Raw genomic sequence first — 23,488 nt, forward strand, 5'->3', positions numbered from 1 at the left:
TGTCCGGTGTGTACACCACGGATGCCTCATATGTACAGATTGGAGCGACACGATTGGGGCTGATCCATCGCCACGGTGTGGCCTGGGTCTCTAGAGTGGGTGGTACGCCTGCGGACCACAGGAGGTACGGGTGGAGGAATTCTCGGACGTCGTGATCATCGGTGCCGGCATCTCGGGCATCGGCGCGGCCTACCGGATCGCCGAACGCAACCCCGGGGTGCGGTACACGATCCTCGAGCGGCGCTCCCGCATCGGCGGCACATGGGACCTGTTTCGCTATCCCGGAATCCGCTCCGACAGCGACATCTTCACGCTCTCCTTCCCGTGGGAGCCGTGGACCCGGCGGGAGAACGTCGCCGACGGTGAACACATTCGGGAGTACCTGACCGACGCGGCGCGCAAGCACGGCATCGACCGGCACATCCAGTTCGACACCCACGTCACGTCTGCCGAGTGGGATTCCGGCAGCGACACCTGGACGGTGCGGGCCCAGCAGAACGGGCAGGAGCGGGTGTTCCGCGGCCGGTTCCTGTTCTGCGGCACCGGTTACTACAGCTACGACGACCCGTACCGGCCCGACATCGCCGGTCTGGACTCCTTCGGCGGGCAGGTGGTGCACCCGCAGTTCTGGCCCGAGGACCTCGACCCGACCGGGAAGCGCATGGTGGTGATCGGCAGCGGCGCCACCGCGATCAGTTTGATTCCCGCGCTCAGCGAGCGGGCCGCTCACGTCACGATGCTGCAGCGCTCACCGACCTACATGATGTCGATGGCTCGGGTCGACCCGATGGTGAACGCCATCCGCAAGGTTCTCCCGCGTCGGCTCTCCCACGCGGTGGTGCGCTTCGTGAACTCGGCCTTCCATGTGCTGTCCTACTTCATGTTCCGCAAGGCCCCCCGCTTCGGACGTTGGCTGATCCGTAACCGCACCGTGGCTGCCCTTCCGCCCGGATACGACGTCGACGTGCACTTCAAGCCGCGATACAAGCCCTGGGACCAACGGATGTGTCTGGTGCTCGACCACGACCTGTTCGAGCACATCAGCCGGGGACAGACCGAGGTCGTCACCGACACCATCGACCACGTCGACGAGACCGGCATCGTGCTGCGCTCCGGCAGGCACCTCGACGCCGACGTCATCGTCACCGCGACCGGACTACAGCTACAGGCGCTCGGTGGGATCCGGGTGCTCGTCGACGGCGACGAGATCGACCCCACGGACCGCTTCGTCTACAAGGAGTACCTGCTCGAGGATCTGCCGAACATGGCGTGGTGTATCGGCTACACGAATGCCTCGTGGACACTGCGGGCCGACATGACCGCGAAGGCCGTGGCAAAGCTGATCGCGCACATGCGAACTCACGGCTACACGCATGCCTATCCGCACCGCGGCGACACCCCGATCACCGAGAAGCCGACGTTCAATCTGGAGTCCGGCTATGTGAAGCGGGCACCGCACGCGCTGCCCCGCTCCGGCACGCACCGGCCGTGGAACGTGCGGCACAACTACGTGCTCGACGTCATCGACCACCGCTTCGACCGCATCGAGGAGTCGATGGTGTTCGGCCGCGCGGCCGTGCGCGAACCGCACCCCGCCTGAGTCTTGTCAGGGCGCGACGGAGAGCCAGTCGGCGAAGCCGGACGGGTCGTGGCGGCCCAGTGCGCCGTGCTCGAACAGGCCCCAGCCCTCGCGCTCGGTGCCGTCGGCGTCGCGGCACACAGCGCGGCCGACGTGGTCGATCACTCCGAACCCGGCCCGCCCGATGACCGCCGGGTCGGTCATGTCGTAGGTCAGTCGCTCGGTGAAGCGTTCGCCCTTCCACATTCCGTGCAGCCAGTCGGAGTCTCCGCCGTAGCCGCCGCCGACGTGGATCGGCACAGGCAGCTTCGACTCGACGTCGAAATGCAATGCGCTGCCGTCACGTCCGGTCGCCTCGATGGTGGCGCCGGTCGGGATGCGGGTGCCGGAGCGGTAGTGGATCTTCACCCGCGGCCAGCCGAGCTGTTCGACACGCCCGTCCTTCCAGATCCGTGTGCAGTCGTTGACCGAGCGGAACCCCTGCGGGTCCTCCTGGATGATGATCACGATCCCGAAGTCGTCGAAGGCCATCGGCACGTAGAGCCACCACATGCCCTCGAACGGCGGGTCGTCGGGCCGTCCCGCGGGCTCCGCCTCGCCGACGGGACGGATACCCCAGGAGCGATCCCGGGTGCCGATCCAGCGTGCGGGATCGACGGTGATGTCCTCGCCGTCGATCGAGAGCTGCCCGCTCCACGTGCCCAGCTGGGCGAAGCGCTGCGCGTCCAAGGTGACCCGGGTGCCGCGCCGCATGATGTGCGGTTGTTCCTGGACGACGTCGAACAGCCCTTCCCACGTGAGATCGGCGGCGATGCCCTCGGTCTCGTCGCAGACGATGCGTAGCTTGCGCAGTGGTTCGATGACCTCGACGCGGTAGGCGCCGACGTTCTGGTGGAGCCGGTCCTGGTCGATCGCATCGGAGAGGTGGATCGCGGTCTGGGTGTCCCCGCGCCGTACGAGGAGGAACGCGTCCTTCACGCCGAGGTTCGGGTAGTAGCCGATGCCGCTGATCACGAAGATGTCACCGGTGCGGTCGTGGGCGTTGAAATAGGACCGGTCATAGAAGTTGCGGTCCGAGGAGCCCGGCCACGCGATCGGCTGCGGCACCTGGTGTACCGGGTATTCGTCCATGGGTCCGAGCATCAGGCGTTCTCTCCCAACAGTTTTCTCAGTAGTGACGCGTGATAGAACAGCGATTCGACGTCGGTGGGCTTCTCGATCTCGCCGAAGTGGACGCGCCGCGCGCCGGTGCGCATGAACACGCAGCACCACACCACTGCGGAGTAGACGTGGAACCAGCGCAGATCGCCGATCTCGACGCCGGTCAGCTCCTGGTAGGTGGCTCTGATGTCCTCGTCGGACAGGAAATCCGGCATCCCGGGCAGGCCGGCCAGCTTGGTGAGTTCCTGGAACACCATGTGCGCGAAGGCGAGCCACGCCACGTCGAATTCGCGCGGCCCGACGGTGGCCATCTCCCAGTCCAGGACCGCGACGGGGGAGAAGTCGCGGTACATCACGTTGCCGATGCGCGAATCTCCCCACACCAGAACGGGTTCAGTGACTGCGACATCCTCGGGGAAATTCTGCTCGAGCCAGGCCAGCGCGCGCTCGACCAGCGGTGCGCGGCCGATGTCGGGCACGCTGAACTCATACCAGTTCTTCAGCCAGCCGAAGTGCCGGTGCAGTGCTGTCTCGCCGGGGGGATCGACGTCCTGCAGAAAGCCGAACGTCTGCTGCGCGTTCGGGATCGCGTGCAGCTTGGCCAGTACCGCGATGGTCTCGTCCTGCAGGCGGCGCTGCTGCGCGGGATCGGCGTCGAAGAGCCAGTTGCCCCCGAAGGTGTAGGGCATGACGTCCGGCGGCACGATCCCGTCGATGCGGTCCATCAGGAAGAACGGCCGGCCGAGCACATCGCCGGTCGGTTCGAGCCAACGCACCTGGGGCACCGGCACGTCGGTCAGCTCGCCGACCAGACGGATGACCTCGTGCTGGTGGTCGAGCCGGTAGTGCTCGAACACCGGAACGTCGGCGTCCGACGGTGCGACGCGTGCGACCCAGCGCTGGTCGACAGGGGTACCGCCCTGCATCCAGCGACCCGACAGCAGGATGGTTTCCGAGGACATGCCGTTGGCGTCGATGCCGCTGTCGACGGTGATCTCGGGCGTGGTGTTCGGCATCAGCGACGACAACCACCGCGACAGCGTGGCCGGAACGTCGGCCATGTCGCGGCTCGACCGCTGGAGTCGATCGACATCTTCGACTGCGGGGTTGTTGCCAGCGTGGTTGGGCACGAGAATGTCCTTCCCGCCGCGGATTCGAGGCCGCGGCACCCCGAATACGTTACGGTGGGTAGCGTTATGAAAGCAGACGTGCCCTCGGCTGACAAGCCCCCGAGCGCCGGACGTCCCCGCGACCCCCGCATCGACGCCGCGATTCTTCGGGCCACCGCAGACCTGCTGGTCGAAATCGGTTATCCGAACGTGACGATGGCGGCCGTGGCCGAGCGAGCGGGGACCACCAAGACTGCGCTGTACCGACGGTGGTCGAGCAAAGCAGAGCTCATCCACGAGGCTGTGTTCCCCGTGACGCCGACCGCGATCGACACCCCGCCCGGCGACATCGCCGCCGACCTGCGGGCCATGGTGGCCGCCGCACGTGACGTGTTCACCAGCCCCGTCGTCGCGGCCGCGCTGCCCGGGCTGATCTCCGACGTCTCGGCAGACCCGGCGCTGCTGGCCCGCGTCAGTGCCCGGTTCACAGATCTGTTCGACGCGGTGCGCTCACGACTTCGCGACGCCGTGGAGCGCGGCGAGGTCCGCGAGGACGTCGACCCCGACGGGTTGGTCCATCTGATCGGCGGCGCAACGATGTTGGCGATGCTGCAGTCTCCCGACTACCTGGCGAGCCCGGCGTGGGTCGACAGCACCACCTCGATCCTGCTGCACGGAGTGGCCACCTAGCAGCGTCGGCGCTCGGGGCCCATCAGGGCAGGAAACGGCCCGCCGCGTCGACCACGTCGAGCAGCGGTTGCGGCAGCGCACCGAGCAGGAACGTCACGATCGCGGTCACCGCGACGACGCCCGTCGTCAGCGCACTGGGGACCACCACCGTCGGAGCGTCGTCGGGTCGGTCGGTGAAGAACATCAACACGATCACCCGCACGTAGAAGTACGCGGCGATCGCGCTGGCGATCACACCGACGACCACCAACGGGATCGCCCCGCCTTCGCCGGCCGCCTTGAACACCGCGAACTTGCTGACGAATCCACTGGTCAGCGGGATGCCGGCGAATGCCAACAGGAACAGCGAGAACACGATGCCCACCAGTGGATACCGCTTACCCAGTCCGGCCCACCGCGCCAACGCGGTCTCCTCCTCGCCGTCGGCGTCGCGCACCAGGCTCACCACCGCGAACGCGCCGACCGTGGAAAACCCGTAGGCGAACAGATAGAACAGCGTCGCGGACAGACCCGACTCGGTGCCCGCGACGACACCGGTCAGGATGAACCCGCTGTGTGCGACCGCGGAGTACGCCAGGATGCGCTTCACGTCGTTCTGCGTGACGGCGGTGATGGTGCCCACCGCCATCGTGGCGATCGCGACCGCCCACAGCACCGGGCGCCAATCATCGTGCAGGCCGGGCAGAGCCACCGAGAACACCCGCAGCATCGCGCCGAACGCGGCCACCTTGGTGGCGGCGGCCATGAACGCCGTGATCGGTGTCGGCGCGCCCTGATACACGTCGGGAATCCAGGAATGGAACGGCACCGCACCGACTTTGAACAGCACCCCCACCAACAGCAGCGCGATCCCGACCAGCGCGAGCGACGGTGTGCCCTGATCGGCTGCCACCGCGTCGGCGATCCCCGGAAGCGACAGCGTGCCGGCATAGCCGTACAGCATCGCGGCGCCGTACAGGAAGAACGCCGACGAGAACGCGCCCAGCAGGAAGTACTTCAGCGACGATTCCTGGGACAGCAGCCGCCGGCGGCGCGCCAACCCGCACAGCAGGTACAGCGGGAGTGAGAGCACCTCCAGTGCGATGAACATGGTCAGCAGGTCGTTGGCCGCGGGGAAGAGCAGCATCCCGCCGACGGCGAACATCGTCAACGGGAAGACCTCGGTTTGGATGACACCCGCTGCGGTGGCCTGCTTCTCGGCGACACTGCCGGCGACCGCGGAGGCCTGCGGGGTGAAGGCATCCAATCCCGCGCGACCCTCGGCCCGGTCCGGCAGGGCGATACGGCGCTCACCGATGAGTAGCACGCCGAGAACAGCCACCAGCAGGATGGTGGCCTGCAGGAACAATGCCGGCTTGTCGATCGACACCGCGCCCATCACGGCGGATGAGCCGTTGCCGCCTGCGATGTCTCGGGCCACCAGCACGACCGCGACGAACGCGCCGAGTAGCGCCACCAGGCTGAGCGTAATCTGGGCGCGATACCGGTGCTGGCGCGGCAGAAGCGCTTCCAGGAGCACGCCGAGGACCGCCGCGCCGAACACGATGAGCATCGGGGCGATCAGGCTGTATTCGACTGACGGCGTGGGAAGGGTCATCGCACCGGTCCTTCCGCCGTTCGAGGTGTCGGGTCGGGTCGGTCGATCGTCGTCAGTGTGTGTGTCACCGCGGGGTCGATAACGTCCAGCGCAGGCTTGGGGTACACCCCGAGGACCAGCAGCAGCGCGATCAGCGGTGCGACGACGACGAGTTCGCGCGGTCGCAGGTCGGTGAGACGAGAGTCGCCGTGGGCCAAAGACTCCGGCGTCGGACCGGTCATCATCCGCTGATACGTCCACAGGATGTAGATCGCGGAGAGCACGAGCGCGCTGGCGGCCAGCACGCCGAACACGGGATAGCGGGTGAACGTGCCGATCAACACCAGGAATTCACTGATGAACGGTGCCAGGCCCGGCAGCGACAGCGTGGCCAGGCCGGCGACCAGGAAGGTGCCGGCCAGCACGGGCGCGACCTTCTGGACACCGCCGTAGGCGCTGATGAGGCGGGACCCCCGGCGCGACACCAGGAATCCGGCGATCAGGAACAGCGCCGCCGTCGAGATGCCGTGATTGACCATGTAGAGCGTCGATCCCGCCTGACCCTGGCTGGTCATCACGAAGATGCCCAGGATGATGAAGCCGAAGTGCGAGATGGACGTGTAGGCGATCAGCCTCATCACATCGGTCTGGCCGATCGCGACGACGGCGCCGTAGATGATCCCGATGACCGCCAGTGTGATGATGAGCGGACTGAAATAGGTGGCCGAGTCCGGGAACAGCGTGAGGCAGTACCTGATCATGCCGAACGTGCCGACCTTGTCCATGATCGCCATCATCAGCACCGCGCTCGCGGGAGTCGCCTCGACGGCTGCGTCGGGCAGCCAGCGGTGCAGGGGCCACAGCGGGGCCTTGATCGCAAACGCGAACATGAACCCGCCGAAGAGCAGGTGCATGATCATCGGGTTCATCACGAAGTCGCCGCTCGCGACCGCGGCGACGATGGCCCGCAGGTCGAAGGTGCCGGCGTCGAACGCGTCACTCGAGGCGGTCGCCACGTAGAGGCCGACGACGGCGGCCAGCATGATCAGACCGCCGAAGAGGTTGTACAACAGGAACTTCACCGCTGCCCGGCTGCGTTCACGGCCGCCGAACCCGCCGATGAGGAAGTACATCGGGATCAGCATGGCCTCGAAGAACACGTAGAACAGCAGGATGTCGAGAGAGACCAGTGAGATCAACACCATGCTCTCGACGGCCAGCGTCAGCGCGAAGTAGACGTGCACCGAGCGGCCGCCCCAGCTGATCCGATCCCCGGCGTCATTCCAGCCGGCGACGATCAGCAGCGGTACCAGCACCGCGGTCAACACGACCAGAGCCAGTGCGATGCCGTCGACACCGAGGATGTATCCGGTGCCGAAAGACGGTATCCAGCGGTAGTTCTCGACGAACTGGTACTGCTCGCCGCCGGGGTCGAAGCCGAGCGCGACGACCGCGGTGACCGCGAGGACCACCACGCTCACCGCGAGGGCGACCCACTTCGCGAGCGAGCGTGCCGCCGCGGGCAGCAGCATGACCACCACGGCGCCCACCATCGGGACCGCCCACAGGACCGTCAACCACGGTGCCGTCACCACAGGTTCACCGCCAGGATCAGGGCGACGACGAACGTCGCGCCGGCGAGCATCGACAGCGCATAGGAGCGGGCGAAACCCGTCTGCGTTCCGCGCAGGCCGTCAGAGACCCGGCTGATCGCCGCGGCCAGGCCACCGGCGGCGCCGTCGACCACCTCGTCGTCCAATTCGGTGAGCCCCCTGGTCAGTTGCGCGCCCGGCGTCATCAGCACGCGTTCGTTGAAGGCGTCGCCGTAGAGGTCGCGCCGCGCCGCGACCGTCAACGCCGAACCCTGCGGCGCCTCGTCGGGCACCGCGCGGCTGCCGTACATCCGGTAGGCGATCGCGATGCCCACCGCGACGACGGCCAGCACGACCACGGTCACCACCCACACCGGCAGCACATGGTGTGCCTCGTGCGCCCCGACGACAGGTTCCAGCCAGTGCTGCAACGTGCCACCGATCGCCAGCGCGCCGCCGGCAGCCACCGAACCGACGGCCAACAGGATCATCGGCCACGTCATCACCGCGGGCGCCTCGTGGGGATGCGACTTCTCGGCCCAGCGCTTCTCCCCGAAGAACGTCATCAGCATCACCCGCGTCATGTAGAACGCGGTGATGCCGGCGCCCAGAATCGTTGCCGCGCCGAGGAACACGCCCTTGACGCCGCCGGCGCCCAGCGCGGCCTCGATGATGCCGTCCTTGGAGAAGAACCCGGCCAGTGGCGGAATGCCGATGATCGCGAGGTAGCCCAGCCCGAACGTCACGAACGTGACCGGAAGGGCCTTGCGCAGACCGCCGTAGCGGCGCATGTTCACCTCGTCGTCCATCGCGTGCATCACCGAACCGGCGCCGAGGAACAGGCCGGCCTTGAAGAAGCCGTGGGTGAGCAGGTGCATGATCGCGAACGCATAGCCGGCCGGGCCGAGGCCGGCAGCCAGCACCATGTAGCCGATCTGGCTCATCGTCGATGCGGCCAAGGCCTTCTTGATGTCGTCCTTGGCGCACCCGATGATCGCACCGAACAACAGGGTGACCGCGCCGACGACCACCACCGCGGTCTGTGCGTGCGGCGCGAGGTCGTAGACCGGCGCGGACCGCACGATCAGGTACACACCGGCGGTGACCATGGTGGCGGCGTGGATCAGCGCCGACACCGGGGTGGGCCCCTCCATCGCATCGCCGAGCCACGACTGCAGCGGCACCTGCGCCGACTTGCCGCACGCGGCGAGCAGCAGCATCAGGCCGATCGCCGTCAACGTCCCCTCGCCCAGTTGCGGTGCGGCGCTGAACACGGCCTCGAACGACACGGCGCCCAGCGCCGAGAACATGACCATCAGCGCCACGGCCAGGCCGATGTCACCGACCCGGTTGACGACGAACGCCTTCTTGGCCGCCGTGGCGGCCGAGGGCTTGTGCGACCAGAAGCCGATGAGCAGATAGGACGCCAGACCCACGCCCTCCCAGCCCATGTAGAGGCCGAGATAGTTGTCGGCCAACACCAACAGCAGCATCGCCGACAGGAACAGGTTGAGGTAGGCGAAAAAGCGGCGGCGGTCCGGGTCGTGGGACATGTACCCGATCGAATAGATGTGGATCAGCGATCCCACGCCGGTGATCAACAGCGCAAAGCACATCGACAATTGGTCGAGCTGCAGACCGAAGTCCACGTGCAAGGCGCCCACCGGCACCCAGCTGAACAGCGTCTCGTGCACGGCCCGTTGCTCCGCCTCGCGGCTCACCATCGCGACGAACATCGCTGCCGCGCAGGCGAACGACGCCAGCGCGGCGACCGTACCCAGCAGATGGCCCCACCGGTCGGTGCGGCGGCCGCCCAGCAACAGCACGGCCGCGCCGCCCAACGGCAGGGCGATGAGCAGCCACACGGGAAGGTTCATCAGTTCCTCAGCAGGCTGGCGTCGTCCACATTTGCTGAGCGCCGCGTCCGGAAGATGGTCATGATGATCGCCAACCCGATCACGACCTCACAGGCCGCGACGACCATCGTGAAGAATGCGACGACCTGTCCGTCGAGGGTGCCGTGCATCCGGGAGAACGCGACGAACGCCAGGTTGCCGGCGTTGAGCATCAGCTCGATGCACATGAACATGACGATGGCATTGCGGCGCAACAGGACTCCGGCGGCACCGATGGTAAACAGCAGTGCCGACAGGTACAGGTAGTACTCGGGATTCATCGCAGCTCCCGGTGTCCGTTTGTGGAGTCGGCCGGACGGTCATCGCCGGGCACGGGGCGTATCTGCAGGATCGCACTCACCGACAGTTCCGAACCGCGTCCGTCCGGCAGTCGCGCGGGGACGTCGACGGCGTTGTGGCGGGCGTACACGCCGGGATTGGGCAGCGTGGTGGGATGACCACCCGGCGCGAACCGCTCGATCGCGAGCTCCCGCTGGGTCTTCCGGCGCTCGAACCGCTCGCGGTGGGCGAGCACCATCGCGCCCAGTGCAGCCGTGATCAGCAGGGCACCGGTCAGCTCGAACGCCCACAGGTATTTCGTGAACAGCAGGACCGCCAGACCTTCGACGTTGCCTTCGGAAGCGAGGCTCGCCGAGCGACCCGAGGATGGAGCATTGGCCTGTGCCAGACCGGTGAACCCGTTCGTCGACACGGTGCCGATCCCGGCGATGAGCAGCACGCCGAAACCGATACCGACCACGATCGCCGAGACACGTTGGCCGCGCAGCGTTTCCACCAGTGACTCCGAGGAATCCACGCCGATCAGCATCAGCACGAACAGGAACAGCATCATCACCGCGCCCGTGTACACCACCACCTGCACGACGCCGAGGAACGGGGCGTCCTGCGCGATGTAGAGCACCGCCAGCGCGATCATCGTCACGGCCAGCGAGATCGCCGAATACACCGCCTTCGGCGCCGATACGACGCCCAACGCACCGATCACCGCGACCGCGCCGAGAACCCAGAACAGCACCGCCTCACCCATGGGTCACCGCGCATCCAGCGGATTCACGGTGCCGTCGATACGGCCCAGGTAGTAGTCGTCGTCGGTGCTCCCCGGAGCCATGGCGTGCGGCGGCGCCTCCATACCCTCGCTCAGTGGGGCGAGGAGCTTGTCCTTGCCGTAGATCAGATCGGACCGGTTGTCGTCGGCCAGCTCGTAATCGTTGGTCATGGTCAGCGCGCGGGTCGGGCACGCCTCGATGCACAGCCCGCAGCCGATGCACCGTAGATAGTTGATCTGATAGACCCGGCCGTACCGCTCGCCGGGGGAGAATCGTTCCGCCTCGGTGTTGTCGGCGCCTTCGACGAAGATGGCGTCGGCCGGGCAGGCCCAGGCGCACAACTCACACCCGATGCACTTCTCGAGACCGTCGGGATACCGGTTGAGTTGGTGCCGGCCGTGGTAACGCTTCGCGACGGGTCCGGGCTTCTCCGGATACTCCTCGGTGACAGGCTTTTTGAACATCGACCCGAAGGTGACGGCGAATCCTGCGACCGCGTCGAGGAACTTAGGCATCGGCACGCTCCTTCTGGGGTATCGGGGGCACCGGGAAGGCGCCGGACACCGCCGGGGGGACTGTGGTGGGGGAGGCCGCTTCCCGGCGCGCACGCCGCGAACGCCACGCGAACGTCCCCAGCGCCGCGAGCACGACCGCGGCAAGACCGATCAGCGCGGTCACCCACGTCGGCAGACCTTCGTCGCCGAGGGACCGGGTGACGGCGACGACCATGATCCACGCCAGGGACACCGGGATCAGGAGCTTCCAGCCCAACGCCATGAACTGGTCGTAGCGAAGCCGGGGCAGGGTCGCGCGCAGCCACATGAACACGAACAGGAACACCCAGACCTTGGCGGTGAACCACAGCAGCGGCCACCAGCCGTGGTTGGCGCCGTCCCACAGGCTCACCGGCCACGGCGCGTGCCACCCGCCGAGGAACAGCGTGGTGGCCAACGCCGACACGGTGGTCATGTTGACGTACTCGGCGAGCATGAACATCGCGAACTTCAGCGACGAGTACTCGGTGTGGAAGCCGCCGACGAGTTCGCCCTCGGCTTCGGGCAGATCGAAAGGCGCCCGGTTGGTTTCACCCACCATCGAGGTCAGGTACACCAGGAACGACGGCAGCAGCAGGAACACGAACCAGGTGTTCTCCTGGGCGGCAACGATGCCCGAGGTCGACATGGTGCCCGAGTAGATGAACACCGCTGCGAACGACAGCGCCATCGCGATCTCGTAGGAGACCACCTGCGCCGACGACCTCAGGCCGCCCAGCAGCGGATACACCGAGCCGGATGCCCAGCCCGCGAGCACGATCCCGTACACCCCGATCGAGGTGACAGCCAGGATGTAGAGCACGGCCACCGGCAGATCGGTCAACTGCAGGGCGGTGCGGTGCCCGAACACCGAGATCTCCCCGCCCATGGGGATCACGGCGAAAGCCATGAACGCGGGGATCACCGAGATGACCGGGGCGGCGAGGTAGATCCACTTGTCCACCCCGGCGGGGATGAGGCCCTCCTTGAGCGCGAGCTTGACCCCGTCGGCCAGCGACTGCAGCAACCCCCACGGGCCCACCCGATTCGGACCCAGCCGCATCTGCATGCGGCCCAGGATCTTTCGTTCCAGCAGGATCGCGACGAGCACCGTCAGCAGCAGGAACACGAAGATGCCCAGCGCTTTGGCGAGGATCAGCCACCACGGATCGTGGCCGAAGAGTGTGGGATCGGGATATGTCACGGCTGCCCCCGCCCGATCGTCACCACAGCGCCCGATGTGACGCCCAGGCTCGCGTGCACCGTCGACCCCGGCGAGTTCGTCGGCACCCAGACCACCCGGTCGGCCATCTCGGTCACCGCCAGTGGCAGCGTGATGGAGCCCCGCTCGGTGGACAGCGTCACCGGATCGCCGGGTTCGGCGTCGATCTCGGCGGCGGTCGCCGCCGACATCCGTGCCACCGCTGCGTGTGCGGTTCCCGCGAGGTGCGGTTCACCGTCCTGCAACCGGCCCCGGTCGAGCAGGAGCCGCCAGGTCGCCAGGATCGCCTGACCGGCAGCCGGCTCGGATGTCTGGGAACCGGGCAGGTCGATGCCGTCCCGTGTTCCCGACCACAGACCCACGCGGGCCCTATCTTCGGCAAGGGCTGTCGCCGAGGAGGTGCCGAGGTCGATGCCGAGCTCGTCGGCGAGGAAGCCGAGGACCCGGAAGTCGGACAGCGCGTTGGTGTGCAGGGACGGTTCGAACGGCCGAATTCGGCCCTCCCAGTTGACGAACGAGCCGGCCTTCTCCACCACCGGAGCGACGGGGAACACCACGTCGGCGCGATCGGTCACGGCGCTCTGCCGCAGCTCCAGGCTCACGACGAACGGCGCCGCGTCGAGTGCGGCGCGCGCCGCCGCGGGATCAGGCAGGTCGTCGAGGTCGACACCGCCGACCAGCAGCGCCTGCAGCTCACCGGTGGCGGCGGCCGCGAGGATGCCGGCGGTGTCGCGTCCCGGATTCGTGGGCAGCGCGTCGACGTGCCATTCCTGAGCCATCGCCGCGCGGGCGGCGTCGTCACGCACCGGGCGGCCGCCGGGCAGCAGGGTAGGCAGGACTCCGGCGTCCACAGCGCCCCGGTCTCCGGCCCGGCGCGGCACCCATGCCAGCCGCGCCCCGGTGCTCGCCGCCAGTCGCGCGGCCGCGGACAACGCTCCGGGTGCGGAGGCGAGCCGTTCCCCGACGAGGATCAGCGCTCCCGGCATCGCGAGCAGGGCGTTGTCGGCCAGCTCGTCGATCGCCGCGGCCTCTGCGCCGGGAACGGCGGACACCAACTCGCCGGACAGCTTGCGCAGTCCGCGCGAGGCGAACGGCGCCACCGACAGCACCTGGAGTCCGCGCTTGCGCACCGCTTTGCGCAGCCGCAGGAACATGATCGGCGACTCGTCTTCGGGTTCGAAGCCGGCGAGCAGTACAGCCGGCGCGTTCTCCAGATCCGAGTATGTGACGTCCATCGGCAGGCCCGCCACGTGCGCGCCGAGGAACGCCGTCTCCTCGGCGCTGTGCGGACGGACACGGAAATCTATGTCGTTGCTGCCCAACACGATCCGAGTGAACTTCGAGTAGGCGTAGGCATCCTCGGCGGTGCAGCGGCCGCCGACGAGCACCCCGGCGCGACCCGCTGCCGCAGCGAGGCGCCCGGCCGCGACGCTCAATGCCTCGGACCACGACGCGGGACGCAGCACGTCGTCCTCGCGCAGCAGCGGGGTGGTGATGCGATCGCCCGCCGTGGCGTAGGCGAACGCCCAGCGGCCCTTGTCGCAGTTCCACTCTTCGTTGACCTCAGGGTCGTCACCGGCGAGACGGCGCAGGACCTTTCCGCGGCGATGGTCGGTGCGTTGCGCGCAGCCCGAGGCGCAGTGCTCGCACACGCTCGGGCTGGACACCAGGTCGAACGGCCGCGCGCGAAACCGGTAGGCCGTGCCCGTCAGTGCGCCGACGGGGCAGATCTGCACGGTGTTCCCCGAGAAATACGACTGGAACGGCTCACCGGTCGCGATGCCGACCTGCTGGCTCGCCCCGCGTTCGAGCAGGTCGATGAACCGGTCACCGGCGATCTGATCGGAGAACCGGGTGCAGCGCGCGCAGAGCACACACCGCTCGCGATCGAGGAGCACCTCCGACGAGATCGCGATCGGCTTGGGGAACGTGCGCTTGGTGCCTTCGAAGCGGGTTTCGCTGCGGCCGTGCGCCATCGCCTGGTTCTGCAGCGGGCACTCGCCACCCTTGTCGCAGATCGGGCAGTCCAGCGGGTGATTGATCAGCAGCAGTTCCATCACCCCGTGCTGCGCTTTGTCGGCGGCTTCGGAGGTGAGCTGGGTGCGCACCACCATGTCGGGCGAGACGGTCGTGGTGCACGACGCCAACGGCTTTCGTTGTCCTTCGACCTCCACCAGGCACTGCCGGCATGCGCCGACGGGATCGAGGAGCGGATGGTCGCAGAAGCGGGGGATCTGCACGCCCATCAGCTCGGCGGCGCGGATCACCAACGTGCCCTTGGGGACGCTGACCTCGGTGCCGTCGATGGTCAGCGTGACCATCTCGACTGCCGGGGCGTCGTGACTGTGCTCAGCCAGCGTCATGCGTGCCCCTCTCTTCCGGCGAGCAGACGCGAACTCGAGCAGTTTCGCGGCGTGTCCACTCGAGTTTGTGTCTGCTCGCGGAAAAACTCAGCCTCACGCGCCTACTCCTTCCGGGGCCGCCAGCATCGACGCGTACGGGTCGAACGGGCACCCGGCTCCGCCCAGATGAGCCTCGTATTCGCCGCGGAAGTACTTGAGTGAAGACAGGATCGGGCTCGCCGCGCCGTCGCCGAGGGCGCAGAACGACTTGCCGAAGATGTTGTCGGAGATGTCGAGCAGCTTGTCGAGATCCTCTTCGGTGCCGCGCCCCGCCTCCAGCCGCTCGTAGATCTGCGCCAGCCAGTAGGTGCCCTCCCGGCACGGTGTGCACTTGCCGCACGACTCGTGCGCGTAGAACTGCGTCCAGCGCCGCACCGCGCGCACCACACACGTCGTCTCGTCGAAGATCTGCAGAGCCTTGGTGCCCAGCATCGACCCGACACCTGCCATCCCCTCGTAATCGAGAGGCACGTCGAGGTGTTCGGCGGTCAACAGCGGCGTCGACGACCCGCCCGGAGTCCAGAACTTCAGCTCGTGACCGGCGCGCACCCCGCCGGCGTAATCGAGCAGCTCGCGCAGCGTGATGCCCAGCGGCGCCTCGTACTGGCCCGGCGTCGTGACATGGCCCGACAGCGAGTACAGCGTGAAACCGGGCGACTTCTCCGAGCCCATCGACCGGAACCAGTCCACCCCGTTGCGCAGGATCGGCGGCACGCTGGCGATCGACTCGACATTGTTGACCACCGTCGGGCAGGCGTACAGACCGGCCACGGCGGGGAACGGCGGCCGCAGCCGCGGCTGCCCCCGCCGCCCCTCCAGCGAGTCCAGCAGCGCGGTCTCCTCGCCGCAGATGTAGGCGCCCGCGCCGGCGTGCACCACGAGCTCCAGATCGAAGCCGGACCCGCCGATGTCGGTGCCCAGATACCCGGCGCCGTACGCCTCCGCGACCGCGGCCTGCAGCCGCCGCAACACCGGGACCACCTCGCCGCGCAGATAGATGAATGCGTGGTGGGCACGGATCGCATACGCCGCGATGATGGCGCCCTCGACCAGGAAGTGCGGCGTGGTCAGCAGCAGCGGCATGTCTTTGCAGGTGCCGGGTTCCGACTCGTCGGCGTTGATCACCAGGTAGTGCGGCTTGGCCGCCGCGCCCTCACCCCCTTGGGGGATGAACGACCACTTCGTGCCCGTCGGGAAGCCCGCGCCCCCGCGTCCGCGCAGCCCAGAATCCTTGACCAGGGTGATGACGTCGTCGGGTCCCATCGCCAACGCCTTGCCGAGCGCTTCGTAGCCACCGTGCCGGCGGTAGGTGTCCATGGTCCAGGGCTGCGGTTCGTCCCAGAAGCTGCTGAAAACGGGCGTCAGTGGGGTCATGAGGCGTCCGTCGCGGTGGGATCGGTGTCAGCGGTCTGCCCGCGTGCGGGTACCTCGGCCGACGGGGCGGGCGCCGGCTGGTCTTTCACGGACTCGGTGGCTTCGGCCTGGTCGTGGCCGGGTGCGTCGGAGGTGCTGTCGCTGGCGGGCGCGTCGGCATCCGGCGCGCTCATCCCGCGTTCGCGGGCGATCCGCAGGCCGGCCAATGTCGCGGGCCCCGGGCCCGCGGTGTCGGTGCCGATGGAATCATCAACGCCGGCAAGCGTTCTCGCGGTCTCGCGGAACGTGCACAGCGACTCGCTGCGCGACGGTGTCGGCGCCTGACCGGCCTGCAAGGCGTCCACCAGATCGCGCGCCGACGACGGGGTCTGGTTGTCGAAGAACTCCCAGTTCACCATCACCACCGGCGCGTAGTCGCAGGCCGCGTTGCACTCGACGTGCTCCAACGTGATCCGGCCGTCCGGCGTGCTCTGCCCGGCGAGGATTCCCAGGCGCTCCTGCAGTGTGTCGAGGATCGCGTCCCCGCCCATCACTGCGCACAGTGTGTTCGTACACACTCCCACCAGATAGTCTCCGGTGGGAGTGCGGCGGTACATCGAATAGAACGTCGCGACAGCCGTCACCTCGGCCGGCGTCAAGCTCAAGTGCTCTGCGCAGAAAGCGATTCCGGCGGGAGTCAGATAGCCGTCCTCGGCCTGCACCAGATGCAGCAGCGGCAGCAGCGCCGACCGCGCGTAGGGGTAACGGCCGACGATTCCGGTGGCGTCGCGCGTCAACCGCTCCGTCACGTCGGCCGGATACGTGGCCGGCCCGTGGATCGGCGGGCCCGGTTCGTCGGGACGCTGGCCGAGTTCGAGAAATACGCTCATGACTACCTGTCCACCCCGCCCATCACCGGATCGATCGACGCCACCGCCGCGATCGCGTCGGCGACCATGCCGCCCTCGCACATCGCCGCCACGGCCTGCAGATTCGTGAACGATGGATCGCGGTAGTGCACGCGGTACGGGCGCGTCCCGCCGTCGGAGACCATGTGCACGCCGAGTTCCCCGCGCGGGGATTCGACGGCGGTGTACACCTGCCCGGCGGGCACGCGGAACCCTTCGGTGACGATCTTGAAGTGATGGATCAGGCCCTCCATCGACCGCCCCATGATCTTGGCGACGTGCTCACCGGAATTGCCCAGACCATCCGGACCCACCTTCAGGTCGGCGGGCCACGCGAGCTTCTTGTCGTCGATCATCACCGGCGCCCCCGCGAGTCCCTCGAGACGCTCGACGCACTGCTCGACGATCTTGATAGACTCGCGCATCTCCTTGACCCGAATCAGGTAGCGCCCGTAGGAGTCACAGCGATCGTCGGTGATGACGTCGAAGTCGTACGTCTCGTACCCGCAGTACGGCTGCGTCTTGCGCAGATCGTGGGGGAGGCCCGTCGAGCGCAGCACCGGGCCGGTGATGCCCAACGCCATGCATCCGGTCAGGTCCAGATAGCCGACCCCGACGGTCCGCGCCTTCCAGATGTAGTTCTCGTTGAGGAGATTCTCCAGGTCGCGCAGACGTTCGGGCAGCAGCGTCAACAGCTCGTGTAGCTGCGGCATGGCCTCGTCGGGCAGATCGACCGCCACACCACCGGGGCGGATGTAGGCGTTGTTCATTCGCAGGCCGGTGATCGTCTCGAACACCGACAGGATCAGTTCTCGCTCGCGGAAGCCGAGGAACATCGCCGTCATCGCGCCCAATTCCATGCCGCCGGTGGCCAGGGCGACCAGGTGGCTGGAGATCCGGTTGAGCTCCATCATCATCACCCGGATGACCGACGCCCTCTCGGGAATCGCGTCGGTGACGTCGAGCAGCTTCTCCACGCCCAGGCAGTACACCGTCTCGTTGAAGAACGGTGAGAGATAGTCCATCCGGGTGACGAACGTGACTCCCTGTGTCCAGGTGCGGAATTCGAGGTTCTTCTCGATGCCGGTGTGCAGATAGCCGATGCCGCACCGGGCCTCGACGATCGTCTCGCCTTCGATCTCGAGGATCAGGCGAAGCACGCCGTGCGTCGACGGGTGCTGCGGGCCCATGTTGACGACGATCCGCTCACCGGCGTGCTCGGCGGCGTTCTCGCGGGCGGCGGTGACGACCTGGTCCCAGTCCTGGCCGCCGACGACGACCACCCTCTCCGGGCGGTGCGCTGAGGTGGTCATCAGTTGTAGGACCTCCGCTGATCGGGCGGGGGGATCTGGGCGCCGTGGTACTCCACCGGCACGCCGCCGAGCGGATAGTCCTTGCGCTGCGGATGCCCGACCCAGTCGTCGGGCATCTCGATCCTGGTCAGCGCGGGATGCCCGTCGAAGATGATGCCGAAGAAGTCGTAGGTCTCGCGTTCGTGCCAGTCGGTGGTCGGATAGACCGAGAACAACGACGGGATGTGTGGATCATCGTCGGGCGCAGCCACTTCCACGCGAACGCGGCGATTGTGGGTGATCGACATCAGCGGGTAGACCGCATGCAGCTCCCGCCCCGTGTCGTCGGGATAGTGCACTCCGCTGACCCCGAGACACAGTTCGAAGCGCAGTGCGGAGTCGTCACGCAGCGCCTGCGCGACCGCGACCAGTCTCTCGCGGTGCACCTCGAGAGTGAGTTCATCGCGATACACGATGACCCTCTCGATCGCCTCGGCTGTCGTGTCGTCGCCGAGCGCGGCGCTCAGTGCGTCGACGATGTCGTCGAAGTAGCCGCCGTAGGGCCGCGGCGTGCTCCCGGGCAGCGCCACCGGCCGGATCAACCGACCGTAGCCGGAGGTGTCGCCGCTGCCCGTGGCGCCGAACATGCCGCGCCGCACGCCGATCACCTCGGGGCCGGTCCCCTCGGTGCCCGTCATGATCGTCTGTTCTTCGCGCAAGCGCTCATCACCTCAACAAGCCCTTCAGCTCGATCGTCGGCCGCACGGCGAGCGCGGCCTCTTCGGCCGCTCTAATGGCCTCCTCGCGATTGACGCCGAGGGGCATCTGCTGAATCTTGTCGTGCAGCTTGAGGATCGCGTGCAACAGCATCTCCGGTCGGGGCGGGCACCCGGGCAGGTAGATGTCGACCGGCACGACGTGGTCGACGCCCTGCACCACCGCGTAGTTGTTGAACATCCCACCCGAGGACGCACACACACCCATGGCCAGCACCCATTTCGGCTCGGCCATCTGGTCGTAGATCTGGCGCAGCACCGGGGCCATCTTCTGGCTGACTCGCCCCGCGACGATCATCAGATCGGCCTGCCGCGGCGTCGCGGAGAACCGTTCCATGCCGAAGCGGGAGATGTCGAACCGCGGTCCCGCCGTCGCCATCATCTCGATGGCGCAGCAGGCCAGGCCGAATGTGGCCGGCCACAGGGAGCCCTTGCGCACGTACCCCGCGACTACCTCCACCGTGGAGAGCAGGATGCCGCCGGGCAACCGTTCCTCTAGTCCCATTGCAGGCCTCCTCTGCGCCACACGTAGGCGTAGGCGACGAAGACGATCACCATGAACAGCAGCATCTCGACCAGCGCGAACATCCCGAGACTGTCGAATGCGACGGCCCACGGGTACAGGAACACGATCTCGATGTCGAAGACGATGAACAGCATCGCGGTCAGGTAGTAGCGAATGGGGAACCGCTGACCCGTGGCCGCCGCCGCGGGATCGTCGGCGTCCATCGGCTCGATGCCGCACTCGTAGGCCTCGAGCTTGGCGCGGTTGTACCGCCGCGGACCGATGAGGACCGCGATGCCCACCGAACCGATGGCGAACACGGCAGCTATCGCACCAAGCACCAGGATCGGCGTATACAGGCTCATGCTGCGTAAGAGCTCCTCGCGGGCTGTCGATGTGAGCTTTCCCACACCCTAACCCCGATAGCGATCTACGCCACACATTTTGATGAGTATCGCTAAAGGAGTATCAGCGCGCTGTGGCAACGTCCCGAAAATGCAAGCGTGACAGCGCGTTAACGTGCCGCTGGCGTCACTGACGGGGCCGTAAAAGCGACACGACGGCGTCGCCCAGCCGGATCGGATCGATCGGGTGGGGGACCGCGGCCTCGGCGCGCGACCAGGTGGCGAGCCAGGCGTCGTCCGGCCGGCCGGTCAGGACCAGCACCGGCGGGCAGTCCGTGACTTCGTCCTTGAGTTGCTTGGCGATGCCCATGCCGCCGACCGGGCTGGCTTCTCCGTCGAGGATCGCCAGATCGAATCCACCGGCGTCCATCTGCCTAATCACCATCGGCCCGGTGGCCACCTCGAGGTAGCTGAGTTCGGGCAGCTCGGGGTGCACTCGCTTGCCCAGTGCGAGCCGCACCTGCTCCCGCGTCCTCGGGTTGTCGCTGTAGACGAGCACACGCAAGGTGACCGGGTCGGGCTGTGACGAGGGCAGCGCCATGGCCGCGATGGTAGCCGCGGCGCCCGCCTCCGCGATGCTGTTCGGCTCCGGTGTCTCGACCTCGAGCGTTGTTCAGCTTCCGTACTGGCCAGATGGACCGGACGCCCCCAGTCGGCCAGTTCGAGAATTTCTACAGCAGCCGGACCCCGCCGTGGGTCATCGACGAACCCCCACCTGCGGTGGTCGCGCTCGCCGACGCCGACCGGCAGCGCTACGTCCGCAGCCTCGGCCGCGTCACCCGGTCCGGTGCCCTCGTGCACGTCCTGGCCCTCTCGGCGAGGTGATCGGCACCCGCGCCGTCGAGCCCGCCCATCTTCTACGGGTGCGTCGCGTCTGAGTGGTCCTCAGCCGTCCGCGTAGCCCGGGTGATCGATCGACAACCGGTGCGCCACCAGAAGTCGCAGGCAGGCCATCACGTCGTCGGCGCGCCCGTCGAGGTCGCCGGCGCGGATCGACTCGGTCAGCTCCGCCTCGTCGACGACTCCCAGCTCGGCGAGCGCATCGTGAACCGAAGACGGCGCAGCGCAGAGCAATTCGCGTTCGACGATGCGCAGAGCGTTGGCCGCCACCCGGGCGTGGAAGCCGACCTGGCCATCGCAGGCCGCCCGGACGTCGGTCTCCAAGAACATCGCGACGGCGGCGACCAGCTCGGCGGCAGTGGGATGCGTGGTCATGCCGGACCCCCGCCGGAGAGCAGATCGAGCAGGTCCCATTCGGTTTCGCTGACCCGCCGACCGATCGCAGCGAGCTCGACCGACGGCGTCTCTCCGGACAGGTGGCGATCGGCCTGATGGCGGCAGATGACTCCCCATCGCAGCGTGGCCACCGTCAGCCACCAGCGCAGGGCGGAGCGGTCGACGTGGATGCCCGCGGCGTCCTCGTACGATCGCACGAACGACTCGACACTGCCCAGCCCGCCCGCGCCGAGCGTGGCCGGGGCACCGAAACGCCATGCGCGGATGCAGAACCAGGCCAGATCCTCGTACACCTCGCCGAGATGCGTGAGCTCCCAGTCGAGGACGGCCGCCAGGCCGCTGTCGTCCACGATCAGGTTCCCCATCCGGAAGTCGCCATGCACCAACCGCATCGGTGACGGCGCCGGTCGCTGCTCGGCGAGCCGGCGGAACGTCCACTCGAATGTGGCAGTGGTGTCGCCGATGTCGTCGAGCCGGGCACGCCAATCGGCCAGATCGTCGGGTGCGCTGACCTCGACACCGGAGGTGTCGGCCCGGTGGATCGCAGCCAGCGCCTCGGCACACTGACGCAACAGTCGGGCCCGTCCGGCGTCGTCGAGTCCGCGGAAAATGCGCCGCACGATCGTCTCGCCGGGCACCGCGTCGCAGATCAGGTACGGGCTGCCCACGTCGGCCGCGGAATCGCTGGCGGTGAGGATGTGCGGCACCGGGGCGCCGGCGGCCGCGGCACGCTGCTGCACCTGCGCCTCCAGTTCCATGCCGGCGTGGATGTCGTCGGGAGGGCCGGTACGCAGGATCAGAGCCCGACGGGTATCGCTCACCGCGTCGAACGCCCACGTCGTGCGGCTGGCGCCCCCGGTGAGTCGCGTCAGATTGTCGATCGCGACGTCGCCGAGCAGCGGGGTCAGCACCGCCCGCAGTTGGTCGGGCAGGCTCATCTGCGACCGAACCCGAAGAGGCGCTGGGCGACACGACGGATCTGGATCTCCTCCGCGCCCTCGGTGATGCGGTACCGCCGGTGGTGGCGGTAGATGTGCTCGAACGGTTCGTGCCTGCTGTACCCGACGCCGCCGTGTACCTGCATCGCGCGGTCGGCGGCCTCGCACACCAGGCGGTTGGCGCGGTAGTTGGCCATCGAGACCTTGTCGGAGACCTCCATGTGGTGGTTGGCGTCGAGCTGGCTGGCGGCGTAGTACACCAGCAGCCGCACCATCTGGGCCTCGGTCTGCAATTCCACCAACGGCCACTGCACCGCCTGGTTGACCGCCAGGGGTTTGCCGAACACCGACCGCTCGTTGGCGTAACCGACCGCGCGGTCGATGCAGTACTGGCCGGCGCCCAGGCTGCTGGCCGCCTGCCGAATCCTGTTCTCGTGCAAGAAGGTCTGCCCGACATCGAGGCCACGGCCCACCTCGCCGAGCACGGCTTCGGCGGGTACCCGGACGTTGTCGAGGACGACCTCGCCGTGATCGGTGGGCATGTTGAACGTCCACCAGTAGTAGGGCACGGTGAAGCCGGGCGAGTCGGTCGGAACCAGGAACGCGGTGATACCACGCGCCTGCCCGGGCTCGCCGGAGGTGCGCGCGAAGATCAGATCATGGGTGGCCCGGTGCACACCGGTGTTCCAGCGCTTGGCGCCGTTGATGACCCAGTCGTCCCCGTCGCGCACCGCGGTCGTCTCCAGCCACGTGGCGTCGGAGCCGTGGTTCGGTTCGGTCAGCCCGAAGGCCATCGACCGTTCGCCGGTGATCAGCGCCTCGGTCCATGCGGTTTTCTGCTCGTCGGTGCCGAACCGGTCCATCATGATGACCTGAGGGAAATTTCCGACGATGGACGACTCGTCCTGCAGGTCGTTGTGCAGCCCGAGACCTTTGTGGGCCAGGTGTTCCCGGATGACGGCCATGTCGATGTTGCTGCCGTCGCGCCCACCGAATCGCGACGGTAGACCGTAACGCAACCACCCTGCCGCGTCGGCGCGTCGGCGCATCTCGGTGAGGAGGTCCTCCCAGTCGCGGCGCGGCACCCCGCCGTTGTCCCAGTCGGTGCGCGCGTACTCGCGCCGGTGGTCGAAATACTGGATGTGCTCGCGCTCGAGCGGCTTGATCTCGGCCTCGATGAACGCGTCCATCTCGGCCAGCAGCCCCGGAAGGTGTTCGGGGAGGCTGAAATCCACGGTGATCTCCTTGCT

Annotated in this window: 23 protein-coding genes; 3 read left to right on the forward strand and 20 right to left on the reverse strand. The window is 67.6% G+C overall.

What is annotated here, in order from left to right:
* Positions 1 to 130: 130 nt before the first annotated feature.
* Complete coding sequence (locus ACZ50N_RS08000; RefSeq protein ID WP_464475102.1) at positions 131 to 1,600, forward strand: flavin-containing monooxygenase; 1,470 nt, start codon at positions 131 to 133, stop codon at positions 1,598 to 1,600.
* A 6-nt stretch (positions 1,601 to 1,606) separates the two neighbouring features.
* On the opposite strand, the gene ACZ50N_RS08005 is transcribed toward ACZ50N_RS08000, so the two are convergent.
* Positions 1,607 to 2,722, reverse strand: coding sequence for an Rv3169 family protein (locus ACZ50N_RS08005; protein WP_464475103.1), 1,116 nt, complete (start codon positions 2,720 to 2,722; stop codon positions 1,607 to 1,609).
* A complete protein-coding gene (locus ACZ50N_RS08010; RefSeq protein ID WP_464475608.1) occupies positions 2,722 to 3,801 on the reverse strand; it encodes a phosphotransferase family protein in 1,080 nt (359 codons plus the stop codon). Before ACZ50N_RS08010 ends, ACZ50N_RS08005 begins: the two co-directional genes overlap by 1 nt.
* 135 nt (positions 3,802 to 3,936) lie before the next feature.
* Between ACZ50N_RS08010 and ACZ50N_RS08015 the strand changes: the two genes are divergently transcribed.
* Positions 3,937 to 4,539: a TetR/AcrR family transcriptional regulator C-terminal ligand-binding domain-containing protein gene (locus ACZ50N_RS08015; RefSeq protein ID WP_111509713.1), complete on the forward strand. Its 603-nt coding sequence runs from the start codon at positions 3,937 to 3,939 to the stop codon at positions 4,537 to 4,539.
* Positions 4,540 to 4,561: 22 nt separating this feature from the next.
* On the opposite strand, the gene nuoN is transcribed toward ACZ50N_RS08015, so the two are convergent.
* From nuoN to ACZ50N_RS08090, 15 genes are all read right to left on the reverse strand, one after another.
* The gene (gene nuoN, locus ACZ50N_RS08020) at positions 4,562 to 6,136 is read right to left on the reverse strand and encodes an NADH-quinone oxidoreductase subunit NuoN (protein WP_464475104.1); all 1,575 of its coding nucleotides are present in this window, start codon (positions 6,134 to 6,136) and stop codon (positions 4,562 to 4,564) included.
* Complete coding sequence (locus ACZ50N_RS08025) at positions 6,133 to 7,710, reverse strand: NADH-quinone oxidoreductase subunit M (protein ID WP_133413335.1); 1,578 nt, start codon at positions 7,708 to 7,710, stop codon at positions 6,133 to 6,135. The genes nuoN and ACZ50N_RS08025 overlap by 4 nt, the downstream gene beginning before the upstream one ends.
* Entirely contained in the window at positions 7,704 to 9,584 is a 1,881-nt protein-coding gene (nuoL, locus tag ACZ50N_RS08030; protein ID WP_464475105.1) for an NADH-quinone oxidoreductase subunit L, read from the reverse strand. Before nuoL ends, ACZ50N_RS08025 begins: the two co-directional genes overlap by 7 nt.
* Positions 9,584 to 9,883, reverse strand: a complete 300-nt coding sequence (nuoK, locus tag ACZ50N_RS08035; protein WP_046364397.1) for an NADH-quinone oxidoreductase subunit NuoK — start codon at positions 9,881 to 9,883, stop codon at positions 9,584 to 9,586. The genes nuoL and nuoK overlap by 1 nt, the downstream gene beginning before the upstream one ends.
* Positions 9,880 to 10,650, reverse strand: coding sequence for an NADH-quinone oxidoreductase subunit J (locus ACZ50N_RS08040; protein WP_464475106.1), 771 nt, complete (start codon positions 10,648 to 10,650; stop codon positions 9,880 to 9,882). The genes nuoK and ACZ50N_RS08040 overlap by 4 nt, the downstream gene beginning before the upstream one ends.
* A gap of 3 nt (positions 10,651 to 10,653) precedes the next feature.
* Positions 10,654 to 11,184, reverse strand: coding sequence for an NADH-quinone oxidoreductase subunit NuoI (gene nuoI / locus ACZ50N_RS08045; protein ID WP_464475107.1), 531 nt, complete (start codon positions 11,182 to 11,184; stop codon positions 10,654 to 10,656).
* Positions 11,177 to 12,406 carry an NADH-quinone oxidoreductase subunit NuoH gene (gene nuoH, locus ACZ50N_RS08050; RefSeq protein WP_464475108.1) on the reverse strand — a complete coding sequence of 410 codons (1,230 nt, stop codon included), beginning with the start codon at positions 12,404 to 12,406 and terminating at the stop codon, positions 11,177 to 11,179. Before nuoH ends, nuoI begins: the two co-directional genes overlap by 8 nt.
* On the reverse strand, positions 12,403 to 14,787 hold the full coding sequence (locus ACZ50N_RS08055; RefSeq protein ID WP_464475109.1) for an NADH-quinone oxidoreductase subunit G: 2,385 nt from the start codon (positions 14,785 to 14,787) through the stop codon (positions 12,403 to 12,405). Before ACZ50N_RS08055 ends, nuoH begins: the two co-directional genes overlap by 4 nt.
* Before the next feature lie 93 nt (positions 14,788 to 14,880).
* On the reverse strand, positions 14,881 to 16,200 hold the full coding sequence (gene nuoF / locus ACZ50N_RS08060) for an NADH-quinone oxidoreductase subunit NuoF (protein ID WP_464475110.1): 1,320 nt from the start codon (positions 16,198 to 16,200) through the stop codon (positions 14,881 to 14,883).
* On the reverse strand, positions 16,197 to 17,069 hold the full coding sequence (gene nuoE, locus ACZ50N_RS08065) for an NADH-quinone oxidoreductase subunit NuoE (protein WP_464475111.1): 873 nt from the start codon (positions 17,067 to 17,069) through the stop codon (positions 16,197 to 16,199). The genes nuoF and nuoE overlap by 4 nt, the downstream gene beginning before the upstream one ends.
* 2 nt (positions 17,070 to 17,071) lie before the next feature.
* Positions 17,072 to 18,400 carry an NADH dehydrogenase (quinone) subunit D gene (nuoD, locus tag ACZ50N_RS08070; RefSeq protein ID WP_464468578.1) on the reverse strand — a complete coding sequence of 443 codons (1,329 nt, stop codon included), beginning with the start codon at positions 18,398 to 18,400 and terminating at the stop codon, positions 17,072 to 17,074.
* The gene (locus ACZ50N_RS08075; protein ID WP_464475609.1) at positions 18,400 to 19,080 is read right to left on the reverse strand and encodes an NADH-quinone oxidoreductase subunit C; all 681 of its coding nucleotides are present in this window, start codon (positions 19,078 to 19,080) and stop codon (positions 18,400 to 18,402) included. Before ACZ50N_RS08075 ends, nuoD begins: the two co-directional genes overlap by 1 nt.
* Positions 19,081 to 19,105: 25 nt before the next feature.
* Positions 19,106 to 19,660 carry a NuoB/complex I 20 kDa subunit family protein gene (locus ACZ50N_RS08080; protein WP_046362743.1) on the reverse strand — a complete coding sequence of 185 codons (555 nt, stop codon included), beginning with the start codon at positions 19,658 to 19,660 and terminating at the stop codon, positions 19,106 to 19,108.
* Complete coding sequence (locus ACZ50N_RS08085; protein WP_046362744.1) at positions 19,651 to 20,025, reverse strand: NADH-quinone oxidoreductase subunit A; 375 nt, start codon at positions 20,023 to 20,025, stop codon at positions 19,651 to 19,653. The genes ACZ50N_RS08080 and ACZ50N_RS08085 overlap by 10 nt, the downstream gene beginning before the upstream one ends.
* A gap of 166 nt (positions 20,026 to 20,191) precedes the next feature.
* Complete coding sequence (locus ACZ50N_RS08090; RefSeq protein ID WP_048425177.1) at positions 20,192 to 20,605, reverse strand: Rv3143 family two-component system response regulator; 414 nt, start codon at positions 20,603 to 20,605, stop codon at positions 20,192 to 20,194.
* A 92-nt stretch (positions 20,606 to 20,697) separates the two neighbouring features.
* On the opposite strand from ACZ50N_RS08090, the gene ACZ50N_RS08095 reads away from it, so the two are divergent.
* Positions 20,698 to 20,889 carry a hypothetical protein gene (locus ACZ50N_RS08095; RefSeq protein WP_464475112.1) on the forward strand — a complete coding sequence of 64 codons (192 nt, stop codon included), beginning with the start codon at positions 20,698 to 20,700 and terminating at the stop codon, positions 20,887 to 20,889.
* Between the two features lie 60 nt (positions 20,890 to 20,949).
* Here ACZ50N_RS08095 and ACZ50N_RS08100 read toward each other — a convergent pair whose 3' ends face one another.
* From ACZ50N_RS08100 to ACZ50N_RS08110, 3 genes are read right to left on the reverse strand one after another with little or no spacing between them, the layout of a single operon-like run.
* Positions 20,950 to 21,279, reverse strand: coding sequence for a DUF6285 domain-containing protein (locus tag ACZ50N_RS08100; RefSeq protein ID WP_046362747.1), 330 nt, complete (start codon positions 21,277 to 21,279; stop codon positions 20,950 to 20,952).
* Entirely contained in the window at positions 21,276 to 22,238 is a 963-nt protein-coding gene (locus tag ACZ50N_RS08105) for a phosphotransferase family protein (RefSeq protein ID WP_046362748.1), read from the reverse strand. Before ACZ50N_RS08105 ends, ACZ50N_RS08100 begins: the two co-directional genes overlap by 4 nt.
* A complete protein-coding gene (locus tag ACZ50N_RS08110; protein WP_046362749.1) occupies positions 22,235 to 23,473 on the reverse strand; it encodes an acyl-CoA dehydrogenase family protein in 1,239 nt (412 codons plus the stop codon). Before ACZ50N_RS08110 ends, ACZ50N_RS08105 begins: the two co-directional genes overlap by 4 nt.
* Positions 23,474 to 23,488: the final 15 nt, after the last annotated feature.

Source organism: Mycolicibacterium obuense (assembly GCF_055397605.1).

Coding starts and splice junctions, on each gene's coding strand:
- ACZ50N_RS08105 (WP_046362748.1), bottom strand. CDS start 22,238: ATGAGCCTGCCCGACCAACTGCGGGCGGTGCTGACCCCGCTGCTCGGC.
- nuoL (WP_464475105.1), bottom strand. CDS start 9,584: ATGAACCTTCCCGTGTGGCTGCTCATCGCCCTGCCGTTGGGCGGCGCG.
- nuoF (WP_464475110.1), bottom strand. CDS start 16,200: ATGACCCCACTGACGCCCGTTTTCAGCAGCTTCTGGGACGAACCGCAG.
- ACZ50N_RS08100 (WP_046362747.1), bottom strand. CDS start 21,279: ATGACCACGCATCCCACTGCCGCCGAGCTGGTCGCCGCCGTCGCGATG.
- nuoD (WP_464468578.1), bottom strand. CDS start 18,400: ATGACCACCTCAGCGCACCGCCCGGAGAGGGTGGTCGTCGTCGGCGGC.
- ACZ50N_RS08010 (WP_464475608.1), bottom strand. CDS start 3,801: ATGGCCGACGTTCCGGCCACGCTGTCGCGGTGGTTGTCGTCGCTGATG.
- ACZ50N_RS08055 (WP_464475109.1), bottom strand. CDS start 14,787: ATGACGCTGGCTGAGCACAGTCACGACGCCCCGGCAGTCGAGATGGTC.
- ACZ50N_RS08085 (WP_046362744.1), bottom strand. CDS start 20,025: ATGAGCCTGTATACGCCGATCCTGGTGCTTGGTGCGATAGCTGCCGTG.
- ACZ50N_RS08015 (WP_111509713.1), top strand. CDS start 3,937: ATGAAAGCAGACGTGCCCTCGGCTGACAAGCCCCCGAGCGCCGGACGT.
- nuoN (WP_464475104.1), bottom strand. CDS start 6,136: ATGACCCTTCCCACGCCGTCAGTCGAATACAGCCTGATCGCCCCGATG.
- ACZ50N_RS08005 (WP_464475103.1), bottom strand. CDS start 2,722: ATGCTCGGACCCATGGACGAATACCCGGTACACCAGGTGCCGCAGCCG.
- nuoI (WP_464475107.1), bottom strand. CDS start 11,184: ATGCCTAAGTTCCTCGACGCGGTCGCAGGATTCGCCGTCACCTTCGGG.
- nuoK (WP_046364397.1), bottom strand. CDS start 9,883: ATGAATCCCGAGTACTACCTGTACCTGTCGGCACTGCTGTTTACCATC.
- ACZ50N_RS08095 (WP_464475112.1), top strand. CDS start 20,698: ATGGACCGGACGCCCCCAGTCGGCCAGTTCGAGAATTTCTACAGCAGC.
- ACZ50N_RS08080 (WP_046362743.1), bottom strand. CDS start 19,660: ATGGGACTAGAGGAACGGTTGCCCGGCGGCATCCTGCTCTCCACGGTG.
- ACZ50N_RS08090 (WP_048425177.1), bottom strand. CDS start 20,605: ATGGCGCTGCCCTCGTCACAGCCCGACCCGGTCACCTTGCGTGTGCTC.
- nuoE (WP_464475111.1), bottom strand. CDS start 17,069: ATGAGCGTATTTCTCGAACTCGGCCAGCGTCCCGACGAACCGGGCCCG.
- ACZ50N_RS08040 (WP_464475106.1), bottom strand. CDS start 10,650: ATGGGTGAGGCGGTGCTGTTCTGGGTTCTCGGCGCGGTCGCGGTGATC.